Origin of the sequence: Neisseria shayeganii 871, from assembly GCF_000226875.1 — a bacterium.
Classification (GTDB): Bacteria; Pseudomonadota; Gammaproteobacteria; order Burkholderiales; family Neisseriaceae; genus Eikenella; species Eikenella shayeganii.
The window spans coordinates 1,441,324-1,458,143 of sequence record NZ_JH164926.1 but is presented as its reverse complement, the minus strand read 5'-3'; the positions used below and the strand labels follow the sequence as shown (position 1 = coordinate 1,458,143).

18 protein-coding genes, 3 tRNA genes and 1 pseudogene are annotated in these 16,820 nt (G+C 58.9%); 15 read left to right on the top strand and 7 right to left on the bottom strand.

Translation table 11 applies throughout. The features are described from left to right. On the top strand, positions 1–181 hold a 181-nt coding region (locus tag HMPREF9371_RS13460; protein WP_232203083.1), incomplete at its 5' end, for a hypothetical protein. A gap of 58 nt (positions 182–239) precedes the next feature. Here the strand turns inward: HMPREF9371_RS13460 and folD are convergent. Beyond that, a complete protein-coding gene (folD, locus tag HMPREF9371_RS06705; protein ID WP_009119248.1) occupies positions 240–1,091 on the bottom strand; it encodes a bifunctional methylenetetrahydrofolate dehydrogenase/methenyltetrahydrofolate cyclohydrolase FolD in 852 nt (283 codons plus the stop codon). A 300-nt stretch (positions 1,092–1,391) separates the two neighbouring features. On the opposite strand from folD, the gene HMPREF9371_RS06700 reads away from it, so the two are divergent. The 3 genes from HMPREF9371_RS06700 (at position 1,392) to HMPREF9371_RS06690 (ending at position 1,686) form a co-directional block, all read left to right on the top strand. Next, positions 1,392–1,469, top strand: a tRNA-Pro gene (locus HMPREF9371_RS06700). 40 nt (positions 1,470–1,509) lie between these two features. Further along, positions 1,510–1,586, top strand: a tRNA-Arg gene (locus tag HMPREF9371_RS06695). A gap of 23 nt (positions 1,587–1,609) precedes the next feature. Then, positions 1,610–1,686 (top strand) — tRNA-His (locus HMPREF9371_RS06690). 50 nt (positions 1,687–1,736) lie between these two features. On the opposite strand, the gene HMPREF9371_RS06685 is transcribed toward HMPREF9371_RS06690, so the two are convergent. Together HMPREF9371_RS06685 and HMPREF9371_RS06680 are read right to left on the bottom strand one after the other, a co-directional pair. Then, positions 1,737–2,297: a TMEM165/GDT1 family protein gene (locus HMPREF9371_RS06685; RefSeq protein WP_040660311.1), complete on the bottom strand. Its 561-nt coding sequence runs from the start codon at positions 2,295–2,297 to the stop codon at positions 1,737–1,739. 510 nt (positions 2,298–2,807) lie between these two features. Further along, positions 2,808–4,574, bottom strand: a complete 1,767-nt coding sequence (locus HMPREF9371_RS06680; protein ID WP_009119245.1) for a Na/Pi cotransporter family protein — start codon at positions 4,572–4,574, stop codon at positions 2,808–2,810. Positions 4,575–5,147: 573 nt separating this feature from the next. Here HMPREF9371_RS06680 and HMPREF9371_RS13900 point away from each other — a divergent pair. Then, complete coding sequence (locus HMPREF9371_RS13900) at positions 5,148–5,333, top strand: ATP-dependent exonuclease (RefSeq protein ID WP_083814026.1); 186 nt, start codon at positions 5,148–5,150, stop codon at positions 5,331–5,333. Positions 5,334–5,381: 48 nt separating this feature from the next. Here HMPREF9371_RS13900 and HMPREF9371_RS06675 read toward each other — a convergent pair whose 3' ends face one another. Next, positions 5,382–6,314 (bottom strand): AraC family transcriptional regulator, encoded by a 933-nt coding sequence (locus HMPREF9371_RS06675; protein WP_040660309.1) that lies wholly within the window; start codon positions 6,312–6,314, stop codon positions 5,382–5,384. 269 nt (positions 6,315–6,583) lie between these two features. Then, positions 6,584–6,751: a hypothetical protein gene (locus HMPREF9371_RS12540; protein ID WP_009119241.1), complete on the bottom strand. Its 168-nt coding sequence runs from the start codon at positions 6,749–6,751 to the stop codon at positions 6,584–6,586. 150 nt (positions 6,752–6,901) lie between these two features. Between HMPREF9371_RS12540 and HMPREF9371_RS06670 the strand changes: the two genes are divergently transcribed. The 4 genes from HMPREF9371_RS06670 (at position 6,902) to HMPREF9371_RS06655 (ending at position 9,476) form a co-directional block, all read left to right on the top strand. Then, a complete protein-coding gene (locus HMPREF9371_RS06670; protein ID WP_009119239.1) occupies positions 6,902–7,942 on the top strand; it encodes a threonine aldolase family protein in 1,041 nt (346 codons plus the stop codon). 76 nt (positions 7,943–8,018) lie between these two features. Beyond that, positions 8,019–8,618: an IMPACT family protein gene (locus HMPREF9371_RS06665; protein ID WP_009119238.1), complete on the top strand. Its 600-nt coding sequence runs from the start codon at positions 8,019–8,021 to the stop codon at positions 8,616–8,618. Between the two features lie 105 nt (positions 8,619–8,723). Beyond that, complete coding sequence (locus HMPREF9371_RS06660) at positions 8,724–9,266, top strand: gamma carbonic anhydrase family protein (RefSeq protein WP_040660307.1); 543 nt, start codon at positions 8,724–8,726, stop codon at positions 9,264–9,266. 3 nt (positions 9,267–9,269) lie between these two features. Beyond that, the gene (locus tag HMPREF9371_RS06655; protein WP_040660305.1) at positions 9,270–9,476 is read left to right on the top strand and encodes a hypothetical protein; all 207 of its coding nucleotides are present in this window, start codon (positions 9,270–9,272) and stop codon (positions 9,474–9,476) included. 107 nt (positions 9,477–9,583) lie between these two features. Here the strand turns inward: HMPREF9371_RS06655 and lysS are convergent, their stop codons facing one another. Further along, positions 9,584–11,098 carry a lysine--tRNA ligase gene (lysS, locus tag HMPREF9371_RS06650; RefSeq protein WP_009119235.1) on the bottom strand — a complete coding sequence of 505 codons (1,515 nt, stop codon included), beginning with the start codon at positions 11,096–11,098 and terminating at the stop codon, positions 9,584–9,586. Between the two features lie 203 nt (positions 11,099–11,301). Between lysS and mpl the strand changes: the two genes are divergently transcribed. The 3 genes from mpl (at position 11,302) to HMPREF9371_RS06635 (ending at position 13,684) form a co-directional block, all read left to right on the top strand. After that, positions 11,302–12,687: a UDP-N-acetylmuramate:L-alanyl-gamma-D-glutamyl-meso-diaminopimelate ligase gene (mpl, locus tag HMPREF9371_RS06645; RefSeq protein ID WP_009119234.1), complete on the top strand. Its 1,386-nt coding sequence runs from the start codon at positions 11,302–11,304 to the stop codon at positions 12,685–12,687. 62 nt (positions 12,688–12,749) lie between these two features. Beyond that, entirely contained in the window at positions 12,750–13,250 is a 501-nt protein-coding gene (locus HMPREF9371_RS06640; RefSeq protein ID WP_009119233.1) for a hypothetical protein, read from the top strand. Between the two features lie 173 nt (positions 13,251–13,423). Next, entirely contained in the window at positions 13,424–13,684 is a 261-nt protein-coding gene (locus HMPREF9371_RS06635; protein ID WP_009119232.1) for a hypothetical protein, read from the top strand. Between the two features lie 33 nt (positions 13,685–13,717). Here the strand turns inward: HMPREF9371_RS06635 and HMPREF9371_RS13455 are convergent, their stop codons facing one another. Further along, positions 13,718–13,888, bottom strand: coding sequence for an ATP-dependent exonuclease (locus HMPREF9371_RS13455; protein WP_232203082.1), 171 nt, complete (start codon positions 13,886–13,888; stop codon positions 13,718–13,720). 294 nt (positions 13,889–14,182) lie between these two features. Between HMPREF9371_RS13455 and glmU the strand changes: the two genes are divergently transcribed. The 3 genes and pseudogenes from glmU to HMPREF9371_RS11905 all read left to right on the top strand — a co-directional run bounded on the left by glmU (position 14,183) and on the right by HMPREF9371_RS11905 (position 16,765). Then, positions 14,183–15,541 (top strand): bifunctional UDP-N-acetylglucosamine diphosphorylase/glucosamine-1-phosphate N-acetyltransferase GlmU, encoded by a 1,359-nt coding sequence (gene glmU / locus HMPREF9371_RS06630; protein WP_009119230.1) that lies wholly within the window; start codon positions 14,183–14,185, stop codon positions 15,539–15,541. A 405-nt stretch (positions 15,542–15,946) separates the two neighbouring features. Continuing rightward, a pseudogene (locus HMPREF9371_RS13450) lies at positions 15,947–16,134 on the top strand (ATP-dependent exonuclease). A gap of 115 nt (positions 16,135–16,249) precedes the next feature. Further along, positions 16,250–16,765 (top strand): cytochrome b, encoded by a 516-nt coding sequence (locus tag HMPREF9371_RS11905; RefSeq protein ID WP_040660302.1) that lies wholly within the window; start codon positions 16,250–16,252, stop codon positions 16,763–16,765. Positions 16,766–16,820: the final 55 nt, after the last annotated feature.

The following is a 16,820-nucleotide window of genomic DNA, read 5'->3' as shown; positions in this document are numbered from 1 at the left end:
AATCAGCTGGGTATGTAATGAATTAAATCGAAATTGCTCTAGCCTTCTGGCATGTGGTTTGTCTGTTTTACAGATTTTACAAAGGTTGCAGTCAGGAAAAATAAGGGGGATTTTACGTGTCAAAAACAGCCGAAATCCTGTGTTCGGATTTCGGCTGTGGGAAGAGAAGAGTGTTTTGTAAAGGCTTCAGGGCTACCTAAAAAATGCTGCAGATAATCTTTGCTTTAACTGTCAGCAGTTCAATCGTGCATCATTGTGGCATCTAAGGTGTTTTCTAATAGGGTGGCAATGGTCATCGGACCGACGCCTCCGGGAACAGGTGTAATCATGGCAGCACGTTTGCGGGCAGCTTCAAAGGCCACATCTCCGCACAAACGGCCATCATCTAATCGGTTAATGCCCACATCAATCACTACTGCTCCCGGTTTGATCCATTCGCCGTGAATAAAATTCGGGATGCCGACGCCCACGACCAAAATATCTGCTTGCCCTACTTCGGCAGCCAGATCTTGTGTCGCACTATGGCAGACGGTTACCGTGGCTCGGGCCAGAAGCATTTCCAGTGCTTGAGGGCGGCCAACAATATTGGAGGCGCCGACGATAACGGTTTTTTTGCCTTTGGGGTCGATGCCGTAGGCGTCCAGCAGGGTCATGACGCCTTTGGGGGTGCAAGGGCGCATTAATGGCATTTTCACCGCTAAGCGGCCAACATTGTATGGGTGGAAGCCATCCACATCTTTGTGCGGGAGAATGCGCTCAATCACCGATTGGCTGTCTATGTGTGCGGGCAAGGGCAATTGGACCAGAATGCCATCAACCTCTGCATCGGCATTCAATTCATCAATCAGTTTCAATAGCGCTTCTTGGGTAGTGCTGGCAGGCAGTTCATGGCTGCGTGACGTAAAAGCCACCTTTTCACAAGCCAATTTTTTGTTACGTACATAAACCGCGCTCGCAGGGTCGTCGCCGACCAATACTACAGCCAAGCAAGGGGCCCTTAGGCCTTTGGCCAGACGATTGGCCACTTGCTCGGCAACATATTGCAAACGCTGTTCGGATACGGCTTTGCCGTCAATCAGCTGGGCGCTCATCAAATGGTTTTCCTCTGAAATGAACAATAAAATCGCGGGAGGGGCAGGAAGCAAAGGTCATCAATGGACCATGTTTGCTCAAACCTGTATTTGAAATAAAGGGCGGCATTGTCTCATTTTCCGCCGGTTTTTTCATCTTGAAATGGAGTCCAGTTTATTTAGAAACATTGTTCACGGTTTTTTTAAATGTAGTCTTACTTGTTTTTGAATAAAAAAGCATAGGGTTAAGCTAAAGTGAGGGCGATTTGGCGCAAAGTGCTTGACCTTTGGGTAGGGAGCGGGTATATTCCCGCTTCTCGTCGGGGCGTAGCGCAGCCTGGTTAGCGCATCTGCTTTGGGAGCAGAGGGTCGTGAGTTCGAATCCCACCGCCCCGACCAAAGTAACCCGATATTGGTTGCGACAGGAAGTTAAGGTAGAGCGCCCGTAGCTCAACCGGATAGAGCACCCGCCTTCTAAGCGGGCGGTTACAGGTTCGATTCCTGTCGGGCGTGCCAAGCGTCGAAAAGTTTTTAATGTGGTGGCTGTAGCTCAGCTGGTTAGAGTCCCGGATTGTGATTCCGGTTGTCGTGGGTTCGAATCCCATCAGCCACCCCAAATATTCAGCCCGAATGCTTTAAGCATTCGGGCTTTTGCTTTGTGTGCTGCTAATAATTCTGCCAAACCGTCCACAGCCCCATGGCACAAAACAGCGCACAGGCGCTCAGGCGTACGATTCGAGTGGGCATCCGGTTGAGCAGGCGGGCCCCTAGATAAACGACCGGCACATTGGCCAACATCAGGCCTAAGGTGCTGCCAACGAGTACCGCCCACATTTCCTGATAGCGGGCGGCAAGAAATACGGTGGCCAATTGGGTTTTGTCGCCGATTTCGGCCAGAAAAAACAGAATAAAGGTGGCAAAAAACGCACCGTATTTCATCATCGGACTGTCTTGGCTGTCGTCTTTGTCTGGCCGCAGCAGCCATAAACCAACCGCAAGAAAGCTCCCCCCCACCAGCCAAGACAATGCGGTTGGCGAAAAGCGGGCGGCCAGCCAGACGCCGATCCAAGCGGATAAGGCGTGGTTTAGTAGGGTGGCGGCGAAGATGCCGGCACTGATCGCATATTTTTGTCGGAAACGGGCGGCCAAGAATAAGGCCAGCAATTGGGTTTTGTCACCGATTTCGGCTAAGGCTACCAGCACGGTGGAAGAAAAAAAGGCATCCATACTCATTACCTGGCGGGCGATCAAACAAAAAGACGGCAAAATCCGCCCGCCAAGGGGCATTGCCGTCTTAAGTCTCATCAATCCCGCAGGGGACGCCGTAACCATGCCCGATTGGGCAAATCTGTTGATTAGGGCTCCGGGCTACCTGAAACAGCCCGGACGACTACTCCCTCAAGAAGTGGGGCCGATTATAGAGACCCTGCTTCTTCTCTGCAAGCGTCGCGGTGTATGGATGGTTTCTTAATACGCTCGCTGCAAAAGCCGATGTTGCTGTTTTGGGGCGTGTTGTCAGTTGGCATAATGGTGGTTGTTTGCGGTCAAACGCCCCCGTCTGCGGCGTCGCCCGCTCGGGATAAGGGAAATGTTCGCAAGGTGTCCAATCTTGCCGCACGCTCTGCTTAGCATACGGGGCTTTACCGTCCCCAAACCGCTAAGCCAGCCAAACGGCCGCACACCCTAAACGGTGCTGTATTCGGACCGATTGTTGGTCGGCAAAACGCCTCACATGGCCTAGATGCTGACTGCCTGCCGCTGTTGTTCCGCCGCTTCCAAAATTTGCAAGATTTCTACAATGCCCTGCCCGATGCGCCGCGCATAGTTGATGTCGTTCATTAAAGAAGAGGTTTGCCAGCCGCCTAGCTTGCCGCTGCGCAGCTTGACCAACACACGGGCGCGGAATGTTTCCAGGCTGGCCGTATGTGCCTCCAGTTGCGCCATGCGCTCACTGCGCTGCGCCGACTGCAAGGGGAGGGCGTTGATTTCCCGAAACAGGCGCAGGGTTTTGAATAAATGCTTGCGCAGGCGGAGATAGTCTTTGAACACAGGCGCATCGGGTTGTTGCAGATACTGCTGCATATTTTTTTGCAGGTGTTTGCTCTCTTTGACGATTTCCACTATTTGCCAAGCCGCTTCGTGTGCAGTGGCCAACCGTTGCTGCTGGCTGTCGCCTTCGATATCGGTCTTACCCGTGAAATCCAACAATTCGCTGTACAGCGGTTTGATTTGGCTTTCGTAATACGCCTGAGCGTTCAGATGCAGTGGCGCTTGGGGCGGCGGCAATTCCTCTTCTTCTTCCTTGTACAGGTGCGCCACCGGAATAAAGAGCACATGGCAAATCACCTCTGTACCCAAGGTATTCAAGTGGCCCACTTCTTGAAAAACTGCCCGCACGGCGGTATCGCCCGAACGCAGCATATTGTCGTTCAGGTAGCGTGCCCGCACCGGTGTGCTGTTTTCCGGCAACAGGCTGGTTTCCGCCTTTTCAGGTAGCCATTGCAGCAGTTTGTCGGCTAAGCGCTGCTGCAGCTTCCAAAAAACGGCCAAGCCCAAGCCGTTAAACAGCGTGTGGAACAAAGCCAGCTGCAGCAGATTGCCCATGCCTGTCCAATCGGCCAAACCGATGACCAACCGGCTCAAAGGCCACCACAGAATCAACGACAGCACGGCGGTCACCACGTTAAACGCCAAATGTGCCAAAGCCAAACGCTGGCCGCTGCGGTCGCTGCCGAGCATGCCCACGAATGCGGTCGATACGCTGCTGCCCACATTCGAGCCGATGGCAATCGCAAAACCCTGTGTCACGCTGATCTGCCCGCCGGCCAAAGCTGCCAAGGTCAGAATCAGCGTGGCGTGCGAAGACTGCAGCACAATGGTCAGCAAGAGGCCGATGCCGCAGAAAATCGCGATTTCGGCCACGCCGTTGAAACGCAGCGACGCAAAATCCACTTGCCCGCCCAAGGCCTGAAAGCCGTCTTTAATCGCATCAATGCCTAAGAAAATCAGCGAAATGCCCACCAGCACCCGGCCGACCGCTTTGCTTTTATTGTTGAAAAAACTGGCCAAAATGCCGAATACCAGCATCGGCACCGCTATCGGGCTCAAGCTGATGCTCTGTCCGGCCAGCGCCAACAGCCAGATGCCGCTGGTGGCGCCGAGGTTGGTGCCCAAAATAATCGCAATGCCGCCGGCCAAGGTAATCAGGCCCGTGCTGAGGAAGGCGATGGTGAGCAAAGACACCAAGGTGCTGGACTGCAGCACAAAGGTGGCGCCGATGCCGAACAGCAAACCCTTGCCCGCCGTGGCCGTGCTTTTGGCCATCAAACGCTCCAGGGTGCCGCCGGCGGCATTGTGCAAGCCCTCCTCAATACACTGCATGCCGAACAAAAACAAAGCCAAGCCGTAGCAGAGCTTCAGCCAAGCGGTGCTGTACCAGAAAGAAGCGGCCAAAACGGCCAGCAACACAAGCGAAAACAAGGTTTTTAAAGGCAGTTTTTTCATAGCGATACAGGGAGAGTGGGAACGGGCCGTTCTGTCGGCAAATATGACAGAAAGATGACAGAACGCGTTGGATTATAGCCTGTCTTGAGCGTCTCACCTAGACAGCACATCCCCGCCCGTAATGGCTTTCAAACCGCACTGCCGAGCCTTAAAAAAAACAATCCGAGACCTTTGCAAAATATCTCCATATGCGGACAAAGGCGACGGCAGCGCAGCAAACAGGCAATATTGGCAAGACGGAGGCTGGAAGACGGCCATGCAAAATGCACACTGCGAGGCTGGTCGTTAAACCGAGAACAGAACTGGCGAACCGCCGACCGTCGAAAGTGCGCCAGTTGGCGAAACAAAGCTTCGGTATCCCGCAGCGTACATTCCCTTACGCCCGGTCGGCCTATTGGGGTCTGAATTAAGGTACGAATACAAGGCCATCCGAAGGCGATGTGGGTGAACCTGCTGAAAGCGGGCAACAGACCCTAATGTGCCTGTTGCTGCCTAAAAGGTGGCGGATTGCCTAAAAAGCAGGGGAATTTGGCCAAAACCAAGGAAAACATCCGAAACCGTAGCCTGAGACCTTTGCAAAACCTCCATCTGCGGCGCATTTCTGTGTTGTGTGCTGCTCGTTCACTTGCCTATCTATATGATATGTCTGTCCCACAGGGATTCCTGGCGTTCACGTTCGCTGCGCTGCTACGCCTTGAACTGCATCCACATCTGAGGGTTTTGCAAAGGTCTCAGGCTGAAGTTTCGGATGCTGGATGAGGACGGGTGGTGCAAAGGCATCGGGCTGTTAGTTGTGGGGGCGAAAAATCAGCGGCCGGCCAAATCTTGCGGCCGAATATGGAAACGCTGCCTGAATTGGTTGTTGAAATAGGCCGTGCTGCCGAAGCCGCAACGGTGGGCCAGGAAAGCCAGGGAAAACGGATAGCTGCCGCTGCTGAGCAAGGCATAGGCCTGTTGCAGGCGCTGTTCTTTGAGCCAGGCGGAAAAACGTAGGCCGTGGTGGCGGAAAACCAAATGCAGGTAGCGGGACGAAATACGGCAGGCGGCGGCGGTGAGGTCGGTTTGCGACAAATGCTCGCGCACATACTGCTGGATACGCAGCAGATGTGCCTGCAACACAGCATTGTCCGGTGCCGTCAAAGCGGCCGCCGACTCGTTGAGCAGCAGCGCCACCAGCTCTACCAAATGGCGCACAATCAAGCCGCTTTGCGCCGCATCATCCTGATGGGCTTTCAGTTGCCGGAACGCCAAGGGCAGATAAGCGGCGAGAAATTCGGCTTTGGCCGTTTGCGCCTGCTGCGCTTCCCGACACAAACCTTCCGGCCGCCGACACAGGCTGCGCAGGCGTGGGCCGTCGATTTTCACCACCCACATGTGCACCGGCTGCGGGCAGGCAAAGGTGTAGGGCAACAGGCTGTGTTGCAGCAAAAAACAGCCGGGCCGCACTTCAGAAGCACGCTCTTCGCAGGTGTAGCGGATCGGGCCGTTCAGTGGCAGCGCCAGTAAAAACGCATCCTCATCGGTTTGCTTGGGCACACCGCCGCGCACATAACGCACCGCCGTATTTTGCAGATACGACAGCTCCACATCGCCGGCGGCCAAACGGCTCAGGTAGCCCTTGAAACGGCGGACATCGGCGATTTCCACATTCAGTGTGTAATAAGCTTGGATGATGCCGTCCCGCCAGGCTCGGGCTTTATCCTCCGGCGGCAGACGGGCGGTATCGAGATGGGTCCACACGGCGTTTCCTCCTCTGGTTCCGGCGTGCACCGGCGCTGCTGACATTGCGTGCCGGAGCGGAATGTTCACTTCGCAACTTTGTCTCGCGATCCGCTTCACAAGCCGAGACCTTTGCAAAACCCTCAGATGTGGATGCAGTTCAAGGCGTAGCAGCGCAGCGAACGTGAACGCCAGGAATCCCTGTGGGACAGACATATCATATAGATAGGCAAGCGAGCGAGCAGCACACAACGCAGAAATGCGCCGCAGATGGGGGTTTTGCAAAGGTCTCAAGCCGCATCTGCTGCCTTGTCCATGCTGGCAAAGTGGCCAGTCTTGCGCACATTGCCGCCCAGAATACACGGTTTTGCCGCGAAAAACCGCTTCACCCACCACGCCGCTTTGCTACCCACAGATGCTAGAGCATCAATACGTTTGCACAAGATAACCGCAATCATGCAGAAAAACCATGCGCAAGATCAAGAAAATAGCAATTGGTTTGCGCAGCCTGCCGCCCTGTCGGCGGCCTTCTCTGCCGCCGCCGGTGGTTTTGTCCGGCCTTCGGGCGTTACAATGCGCCTCTGCGAATTTTCCGGGCTACCTGAACCATGTCCTTTCCCCTTCTGCACGCGCAAGACACCCTCTCCTTTGCTTCCGACAACTACGCAGGCGTTCACCCGCACATCATGGCCGCACTGGAAGCAGCCAACGGCGGTCATGTGTCCGCCTACGGCAACGACCCCTACACCGCCCACCTGCACACCCTGATCCGGCAGCACTTCGGCGAACAGGCCGAAGCCTGGCCGGTGTTCAACGGCACCGGCGCCAATGTGCTCGGCCTGCAGGCCCTGCTGCCGCGCTGGGGCGCCGTGGTGTGCGCCGAAAGCGCCCACATCCATCAAGACGAGAACGCCGCACCGCAAGCGGTAGGCGGCCTCAAACTGTGGACGGTGCCCACGCCCGATGGCAAGCTGACGCCCGAGCTGATTGCCCGCCAAGCGCACGGCTGGGGCAACGAACACCGCGCCCAGCCCTTGGCGGTGTATCTGAGCCAAAGCACCGAATGCGGCACCTGCTACCAAATAGAGGAAATCCGCGCGATTGCCGATTACGCCCACCGCCACGGCATGGCCGTGTTTATGGACGGCGCTCGTCTGGCCAATGCCGCCGCCTTTCTCGACACCGATCTGAAAACCTTAAGTACCGATGCCGGCGTGGACCTGCTCTCCTTCGGCGGCACCAAAAACGGGCTGATGTTCGGCGAATGCCTGGTGGTTTGCCGGCCCGAAGCCGTATCCGGCCTGGCCTATCTGCGCAAAATCAACTTGCAGCTGGCATCCAAAATGCGCTTTATCTCCGCCCAGCTGATTGCGCTGCTCGAAAGCGGCCTGTGGCGGCAGAATGCCGAACACGCCAACCGCATGGCGCAACGGCTGGCCGCAGGTTTGCGGCAAAACGGCGAAGCAAACATTCTTTACCCCGTGGAAGCCAACGCCGTGTTTGCCCAACTGCCGCCGGATGCCGCGGCCCGCGCCCGCCGCCACTTCGACTTTTACGACTGGGACCAACAGGGCACGGTGCGCCTGATGTGCAGCTACGATACCCAGCCCGAACACGTGGATGCCCTCTTGGCCGCCATCCGCGGCTGACAGAATCAGACGCCGCCGCCCTCAGGCTACCTGAAAACCAAGCGCCCCTTACTGCCGGCTAAAACCCTTTGCCACCATGATGAACACCCATTACCGCACCCTCGCCGCGCCCGCCGAAGCCGAATTCAAAGACAAAGGCAGCCGCTTCATCGCCTACGCCTACCCGGTGGCTGACGCCGAAACGGTCAAAACCCACGTCGAAGCCCTGCGCCAGGCGCACCACAAAGCCCGCCACTGGTGCTACGCCTACCGCCTGGGCACCGACGGCAACCGTTTTCGCGCCAACGACGACGGCGAGCCGGCCGGCAGCGCCGGTCGTCCGATCTTGGGGCAGATCGATTCCGCCGGCCTCACCGACACGCTGGTGGTGGTGGTGCGCTATTTCGGCGGCACGCTGTTGGGCGTGCCCGGCCTCATCCACGCCTACAAAACCGCCACCGCCCAAGCGCTGGCGGCGGCCGAAACGGTGGAAAAAGCGGTGCGCCGCACGGTACGCCTGCGCTGCGACTACCCGCATTTGAGCGAAGCCCTGCGCATTGCCAAACAGCATCAGGCCGAGGTACTCGAACAAGATTTGCAGCTCGACTGCCGACTGCTGCTGGCGGTGCCCGCCGCCGAATACGATGCCTGCCTGGCCGCCTGGGAACAAACCCGCGCAGTGCAGCGGCTGGATTAGGGCACACCTTCAAACCACATGGCAGCCAACATCCCCATGCTGGCTTTCAGGTAGCCTTTGCCGATATACTGGCCGCCGTTTTACCCGTTTAACGATTGTTTTGTCATGTCCAATATCCGCCCCTATCTCGATACCGCTCCGCAAATCCACGATTCCTGCTACATCGACCCCATGTCAGTGGTAGTCGGCGACGTGGTGCTGGACGAAAACGTTTCCGTGTGGCCGTTTGCCGTCTTGCGCGGCGACGTAAACAGCATGCGCATCGGCCGCAACAGCAATGTGCAGGACCACGCCATGCTGCACGTGAGCCACAAAAACGACGCCAAGCCGGAAGGCTCGCCCCTGAGTATCGGCGAAGACAGCACCATCGGCCACCACGTTACCCTGCACGGCTGCACCATCGGCAACCGCGTACTGGTGGGCATGGGCAGCATTGTGCTCGATGACGCGGTGGTGGAAGACGACGTGATCATCGGCGCCGGCAGCTTGGTGCCTTCGCGCAAACGGCTGGAGAGCGGCTACCTGTATGTCGGCTCGCCGGTGAAGCAGGTCCGCCCGCTTACCGAGGAAGAACGTGCGTTTCTGCCGTATTCCGCCGCGCATTATGTGCGGGTGATGAACAACCACAAACAATCCGGAAAGGAGTAAGCCATGCGTAAGCAATTATCGGTTTATGCACTTGCATTGGCCGCAGTATGGGGCTTGGCCGCCTGCTCGGCCGGCGTGGGTGTCGGCGTTGGCATCGGCGGCGGCAACAGCCACATCGGCGTGCGCGGTAGCGTAGGCGCAGACAGCGGCAGCCGCAGCGAAGCCTATGGCCAAATCGGCGTCGGCGTGGAAGCAGGCAGCCGGCGTTGATTGATCAAGGTATGTATGAAAGAAGCAAAAGGCTACCTGAAAACCAGCCACGCGAGTTTCTGCGTGGCTAAAATTTTCAGGTAGCCTTTTTGATCGGAGGGAGCGGTTTATTCCGGCCGCATTTGCGGGAACAGCACCACATCACGGATGGTTTGCGCATCGGTGAGCAGCATCACCAAGCGGTCGATGCCGATGCCGCAGCCGCCGGTGGGCGGCAGACCGTATTCCATGGCGCGGATGTAGTCGGCGTCGTAGTGCATGGCTTCGTCGTCGCCGGCGTCTTTCTGCGCCACTTGCGCTTTGAAGCGGGCGGCTTGGTCTTCGGGGTCGTTCAATTCCGAATAGCCGTTGGCCAGCTCGCGGCCGACCACAAACAGCTCGAAGCGTTCGGTGAGGCCGGGCTGGGTGTCGGAGGCTCGCGCCAGCGGCGACACTTCCACCGGATAATCGATGATGAAGGTGGGCTGCCACAATTTGCTTTCGGCGCAACCTTCAAACAGCGCCAGCTGCAGGCTGCCGATGCCGGGCGAGGGCGGCAGGCTTTCGCCGTGTTTGACGATTTCCTGCTTCAGCCATTCGGCATCGTTGAGCTGCTCGTCGGTGTAGTGCGGATTGAATTTTTTGATCGCCTGCAAAATGGTGAGGCGTTCAAACGGGCTTTCCAAATCCACTTCGCGGCCGTTGTATTCGATTTTGGCGCGGCCGCAGGCGGCCACGGCGGCTTGGCGGATGATGCTTTCGGTGAGCGCCATCATGCGTTGGTAGTCGGCAAACGCTTCGTAGAATTCCATCATGGTGAATTCGGGGTTGTGGCGCACCGACATGCCTTCGTTGCGGAAATTGCGGTTGATTTCGAACACGCGCTCCAAGCCGCCCACCACCAGCCGTTTCAAATACAGCTCGGGCGCGATGCGCAGATACAGCGGCATATCGAGCGCGTTGTGGTGGGTGATGAAGGGCTTGGCCGCCGCCCCGCCGGGAATCGGGTGCATCATCGGGGTTTCCACTTCCAAATAGCGTTCGTCCACCATAAATTGCCGAATCGCCTGCACGATTTGGCTGCGCTTCACAAAAATATCGCGCGAGGCTTCGTTGGCGATCAAGTCCACATAGCGTTGGCGGTATTTGGTTTCCTGATCGCTCAAACCCTTGTGTTTGTCGGGCAGCGGGCGCAGCGATTTGGTGAGCAGGCGGACGGCAGACACGCGCACGGTCAGCTCGCCGTGGTTGGTTTTGAACAGCGTGCCTTCGGCGCCGACGATGTCGCCCATGTCCCAGTGTTTGAAGTCGTTGTGCGCTTCTTCGCCCACGCCTTGGTTGTTGATGTAGAGCTGGATTTGGCCGCTCATGTCCTGCAGGGTGGCGAAGCTGGCTTTGCCCATGGCGCGCTTGAGCATCATGCGGCCGGCCACTTTGACCGGAATGCCTTGCGGATCGAGCTCGTCTTTGCTCAGGGCGTCGTATTGGGTGTGCAGATCGCCGGCGAAGCTGTCGCGGCGGAAATCGTTGGGGAAGGCGGGGCCTTTGCCGCGCAGCTCGTGCAGCTTGTCGCGGCGCAGGGCGATGATCTGGTTTTCGTCCAATTGGACATCGTCGGTCTGCGGAGTGTGTTGTTCGCTCATGGGAAAATCCGTGGGTAAGGCCTGAGGCTACCTGAAAGCCGGCGGCGGAGATAAAAAAGGCCGTATTTTAAGCCAATTCGGCGGCTTTGGCTAAGGCGTTCCCCAATCAGAGGGCCGCCACCAGGCGCTGCGCCCGCAAAGCCTTAGGGCTTTTGCGGCGATGCCGCTATAATGCGTTTTTTCCGGTTTGCAGGGCATCGATCATGAAACACATCCACATCATCGGCATCGGCGGCACCTTTATGGGCGGCCTGGCCGCGTTGGCCAAAGAGGCGGGCTTCAGCGTTACCGGCTGCGACGCCAAAATGTATCCGCCGATGAGCACCCAGCTCGAAGCCTTGGACATTGCCGTGCACGAGGGCTTTGATGCCGAGCAGTTGGCCGATTATGCCGCCGATGTGTATGTGATCGGCAATGTGGCCAAACGCGGCATGCCGGTGGTGGAGGCCATTCTCAACCGCGGCCTGCCCTATGTTTCCGGCCCGCAATGGCTGGCCGAGCATGTGTTGCAGGGGCGCTGGGTGCTCGGCGTAGCCGGCACCCACGGCAAAACCACCACCGCCTCCATGCTGGCCTGGGTATTGGAATACGCCGGCCTGGCGCCGGGCTTTCTGATTGGCGGCGTGCCGCAAAACTTCAGCGTGTCCGCCCGTTTGCCGCAAACGCCGCGCCAAGACCCGGTCTCGCGCTCGCCGTTTTTCGTGATCGAGGCCGACGAATACGACACCGCCTTCTTCGACAAACGCTCCAAATTCGTGCACTACCGCCCGCGCACGCTGATTCTGAACAACCTCGAATACGACCACGCCGATATTTTCCCCGACTTGAACGCCATCCAAACCCAGTTCCACCACCTGGTGCGCACCGTGCCCGGCGAAGGCCTGCTGGTGTGCAACGGCCGCGAAGCCGCCCTGCAAGACACGCTGGCGCGCGGCTGCTGGACGCCGGTGGCCGCATTCGGCGGCGACGGCGGCTGGCAGATCGGCGCCGTCGATGACAACGGCGGCTTTGAAGTCTGCCTCAACGGCCGCGTGGTCGGCCGCGTGGCCTGGGATTTGCTCGGCGAACACAACCGCCTGAACGCCTTGGCGGTGGTAGCCGCCGCCCGCCATGCCGGCGTCGATGTTCAGGTAGCCTGCGAAGCCTTGGGCGCCTTTAAAAACGTCAAACGGCGCATGGAAATCAAAGGCACGGTGCGCGGCATTACCGTGTACGACGATTTCGCCCACCACCCCACCGCCATCGCCACCACCGTGGCCGGCCTGCGCCAGAAAGTGGGCGCCGCGCGCATTTTGGCGGTGCTGGAGCCGCGTTCCAATACCATGAAGCTGGGCACCATGAAAGCCGCCCTGCCCGAGAGCCTGAGCCAGGCCGACCAGGTTTTCTGCTATGCCGGCGATGTCGATTGGGATGTGGAAGCCGCGCTGGCGCCCCTGGGTGACAAACTGCATGTGGGCCGGGATTTCGACGCCTTCGTGGCCGCCATTGTTGCAGATGCCAAGCCGGGCGATCAGATTCTGGTGATGAGCAACGGCGGCTTCGGCGGCATCCACGCCAAGCTGCTGGCCGCGCTCGATAGCCGCGCCTAAAACCGCCACCGCCCGACTTTCAGGTAGCCCATCCCGGCTGCCTCGGCCTGACCGTATACCCGATGACACTCCGTTCCCGCTTTTTATTGTCGTTCTGCCTCCTGCTGGCCGCCTGCGGCCCTTCGGCCGAAGACACGGCCGCTTCTGCAGCGGCCGCTTCCCATGCCTCAGCCGCCCTTGAGCCGCCGCCCGCTGCCGTTCCTGCCGCCGAACCGCCTGCGTTGACGGTTTCCGAAGCGGTGCCCGCGCCCGCCTCCGCCGACACCCCGCTGCCCCAATCCGAAACGGAAACCCACTACGCTGAGCCTGAAGCACCTGCCGAGCCGCTGGTGTACGGCGCCGACGGTATGCACCCGATTTGCGAAGCCTATTTCCAACGCGCCCGCCGCTGTTTCGCCCGCGCACCGGCCGAACGTGCCGCCCTGCTGCAACAATCGCTGGAAGCCACCCGCGCCGAGTTGCTGCCCGCCGATGCCGACACCTGCCGCGCCGTCAGCCAGCAATTTGACGAAATGGCGCAGGCCATGGGCTGCGTACATGACGACGGGACGGCAGCCCACTAAACCACACCGCATTCTTTGCCGATTCCCGGCCACAGCTTGCACAGCAGCGGGTTTCGGGCAGCCCCGCAGGCTACCTGAAACCCGTCTTCTTTTTCCGCGCATCGGTTTTTCAAACCGAATGCTATCGGCTAAAATGCCGGCCAACCCACACTCCGTGACACAAAGGAACCGCCATGCGCCACACCGCCCTGTTGCTTGCCTTGCTGGCCCTGTCTGCCTGCACCTGGGAAACCTATGAAAACGCCGAAGGCCGCACCTCGCTGCGCCAGCGCTATGCGCCCGGCACACCGGTGGTGTACCAAGACGGTACCTTCGCCCGCGACCAACGCTACAACCAACACCGCCCGCAAGCCGTGCCGCTCCAACGCGAACGGCACGGCAGCGAGGTGCGCGGCGCCACCTGGCACAACGACCCGGCAACCCCCGCCAACTGATGGCCACCATGGCCACCCGAACCGTTTGATTATTTAGACAGGCTGAGACCTTTGCAAAACCCTCAGATGTGGATGCAGTTCAAGGCGTAGCAGCGCAGTGAGTGTGAACGCCAGGAATCCCCGCGGGACAGATATATCATCTGGATAGGCAAGCAAGCGAGCAGCACACAACGCAGAAATGCGCCGCAGATGAGAGCTTTGCAAAGGTCTCCGCTTTCAGGCTACCTGAAAACCCGAGGCGTACCGCCCGGAAGCCGGCATACGCGGGTTCTGCCGCGAAAACCGCCACACCCAGCAGCACGCCACGCCGTCAACAACCGATCCCATCCGCGGTTTTCAGGTAGCCTGAAGCCTTTGCCCAACCCAGCTGTAGTGTTGTTCCAAGCCTAGCAGCGCAACAGGCAGCCCCCTAGGCATCACCGCACCAGGCAGAAATACGCTGCCGATGGGGTTTGGCACCGGCCTCCGTCCGCATCACACTCAATTCAAGAGCACACCATGTCCCTACACATCGTCATCCTCGCCGCGGGCAAAGGCACCCGCATGTATTCCCAACTGCCCAAAGTGCTGCACGAAATCGGCGGCGAGCCGATGGTGCAGCGCGTGATCGACACCGCCCGCTCCCTCAATCCGCACAGCATCAGCGTGGTCATCGGCCACGGCAAAGAAGCGGTGCGTGCTCGGGTGCAGCGCGAAGTGAACTGGGTGGAACAAACCGAACAACTGGGCACCGGCCACGCAGTCAAAATGGCGCTGCCGCACCTGCCGGCTGAAGGCCGCACCTTGGTGCTGTACGGCGACGTGCCGCTGATTGATGCCGCCACCCTGCAAGCCCTGCTGGATGCCGCCGGCGACGACGTCGGTCTGCTCACCGACGTGCTCGACAACCCCACCGGCTACGGCCGCATCATCCGCGACCAAGGCCAAGTGGCGGCGATTGTGGAAGAAAAAGATGCCGATGCCGCACAAAAAGCCGTTACCGAAATCAACACCGGCATTCTGGTGCTGCCCAATGCCCGGCTGGCCGGCTGGCTGGAACAGCTTTCCAGCAACAACGCCCAAGGCGAATACTATCTGACCGACCTGATTGCACTGGCCCGCCGCGACGGCATCGCCGTGCATCCGCTTCAGGTAGCCCGCTCGCACCTGGCCGCCGGCGTCAACAACAAGGCGCAGCTGGCCGGATTGGAACGCATTTTCCAGCGCGAACAGGCGCAAGCCCTGCTCGCCGCCGGCCTCACCCTGCGCGACCCCGCCCGTTTCGACCTGCGCGGCCGCCTGCAACACGGGCAGGACGTGGTGATTGACGTCAACGTGGTGCTGGAAGGCGAAGTGGTGTTGGGCGACCAGGTGGAAATCGGCGCCCATTGCGTGCTCAAAAACGCCCGCATCGCCGCCGGCACCCGCATCGCCCCTTTCAGCCATCTGGAAGACTGCGACATCGGCGCCGACGCCCGCATCGGCCCGTTTGCCCGCCTGCGCCCCGGCACCCGCCTCGCTGAAGCGGTACACATCGGCAATTTCGTGGAAGTGAAAAACAGCGTCATCGGCCAAGGCAGCAAGGCCAACCACCTCAGTTATCTGGGCGACGCCGACATCGGCAGCGGCAGCAACATCGGCGCCGGCACCATCACCGCCAATTACGACGGCGTCCACAAATACCGCACCGTCATCGGCAACGAAGTGCGCATCGGCTCCGACACCGTGCTGGTGGCGCCGGTCACCGTGGGCGATCGCGCCACCACCGGCGCCGGCAGCGTGATCACCAAAAACTGCCCGGCGGGCGAACTCACCGTGGCTCGCGGCCGCCAAACCACCATCGCCGGCTGGGTGCGCCCGGAAAAACCGAAAACCTGATATTTTGCCCAGAGCTATTGAAAGGGTGCTGACGAATGATTTTAGGGGCTTTGACAGTACAGCGGTGTGGTTTGAGAAGCGGTTTCGCGGTAAAACTGCCTAGCTAGGGCATATCGTCACAAAGCGTTGCGCCGGTATTTTTAGTCAAAGCCTGCATCTGCGGCGTTCATCCCGCAAGGGGCAATGAGATGCGCAGCAAGATGTCCCGCCTTGCTTCGCTGGCTGGTTTGACTGGCGCAGCGTGTTGAGAAACTACAGTTGGGCAGAAAAAATAAGGGTTGGCAAGGTTGTACACCTTGTCTGCATTTTCAATGCAGCAGACGTGGCTTTTTAACCGGGTAGCGAAAAAATCCCGCCACAACACTATATTGTCAACAAACCCCCAGCTTCTCTAGCCTGAGACCTTTGCAAAACCCCGATCTGCGGCGCATTTCTGCGTTGTGCGTTTATGCCCTATGGGTACGGCTCGCTCGCTTAGCCTTGTAGGTGATATGTCTGTCCCACGGGGATTCCTGGCGTTCACGCTCGCTGCGCTGCTACGCCTTGAACTGCATCCATATCCGGGGGTTTTGCAAAGGTCTCAGCCTGCTTGATTAAGCCAAATGGCAATACGCCCAGGGGTGTTTTGCACAGATCGCAGGCAGCGTGGTCAGGCAGGCGGCCATCCGCTATACTGCCGCTTTCCTAAAAACACAAACCCTACCTGCTATGAAACCCGATACATCAAATGCTTATGGCACCGTCAGCCGTTTTTTCCACTGGATCATGGCCGCCGGCTTTCTGCTCATGCTGTTTACCGCGGTGGCGTGGACGCTCAACGAAGACTATTTCAGCCTGATCGATCTGCACAAATCGGTGGGTTTTGTGCTGCTGGTGCTGCTGCTGTTGCGCCTGCTGTGGGCGCTGGGCAACCTGAGCCGCCGCCCGCAGGGCAATCTGTTGGTGAAACTCGGCCATGGCGCATTGTATGTGCTGATGGCCGCCGTGCCGCTCACCGCCATGCTGCGCCAGCACGGCTCGGCGCGCGGCGGGCTGAAGGTGTTCGGCGTGGAAATCATGAACGGCGCCCCCGAAAAAATCGAATGGATGACCCGTTTGGGCAACGAGTGGCATGCCCCTTTGGCTTGGGCGCTGTTTGTGCTGGCGGCCGGCCACATTCTGATGGCGGTGGTACACCAACTCAAAGGCGAGAAAATCCTCAACCGTATGTTGGGCCGCGATTGATCGCATACCGCCGTGATCAAACGGATTTTGCTGAAAAAGAGGCTACCTGAAAGTT

Coding starts and splice junctions, on each gene's coding strand:
- folD (WP_009119248.1), bottom strand. CDS start 1,091: ATGAGCGCCCAGCTGATTGACGGCAAAGCCGTATCCGAACAGCGTTTG.
- HMPREF9371_RS06685 (WP_040660311.1), bottom strand. CDS start 2,297: ATGGATGCCTTTTTTTCTTCCACCGTGCTGGTAGCCTTAGCCGAAATC.
- HMPREF9371_RS06680 (WP_009119245.1), bottom strand. CDS start 4,574: ATGAAAAAACTGCCTTTAAAAACCTTGTTTTCGCTTGTGTTGCTGGCC.
- HMPREF9371_RS12540 (WP_009119241.1), bottom strand. CDS start 6,751: ATGATTGCGGTTATCTTGTGCAAACGTATTGATGCTCTAGCATCTGTG.
- HMPREF9371_RS06670 (WP_009119239.1), top strand. CDS start 6,902: ATGTCCTTTCCCCTTCTGCACGCGCAAGACACCCTCTCCTTTGCTTCC.
- HMPREF9371_RS06665 (WP_009119238.1), top strand. CDS start 8,019: ATGATGAACACCCATTACCGCACCCTCGCCGCGCCCGCCGAAGCCGAA.
- HMPREF9371_RS06660 (WP_040660307.1), top strand. CDS start 8,724: ATGTCCAATATCCGCCCCTATCTCGATACCGCTCCGCAAATCCACGAT.
- HMPREF9371_RS06655 (WP_040660305.1), top strand. CDS start 9,270: ATGCGTAAGCAATTATCGGTTTATGCACTTGCATTGGCCGCAGTATGG.
- lysS (WP_009119235.1), bottom strand. CDS start 11,098: ATGAGCGAACAACACACTCCGCAGACCGACGATGTCCAATTGGACGAA.
- mpl (WP_009119234.1), top strand. CDS start 11,302: ATGAAACACATCCACATCATCGGCATCGGCGGCACCTTTATGGGCGGC.
- HMPREF9371_RS06640 (WP_009119233.1), top strand. CDS start 12,750: ATGACACTCCGTTCCCGCTTTTTATTGTCGTTCTGCCTCCTGCTGGCC.
- HMPREF9371_RS06635 (WP_009119232.1), top strand. CDS start 13,424: ATGCGCCACACCGCCCTGTTGCTTGCCTTGCTGGCCCTGTCTGCCTGC.
- glmU (WP_009119230.1), top strand. CDS start 14,183: ATGTCCCTACACATCGTCATCCTCGCCGCGGGCAAAGGCACCCGCATG.
- HMPREF9371_RS11905 (WP_040660302.1), top strand. CDS start 16,250: ATGAAACCCGATACATCAAATGCTTATGGCACCGTCAGCCGTTTTTTC.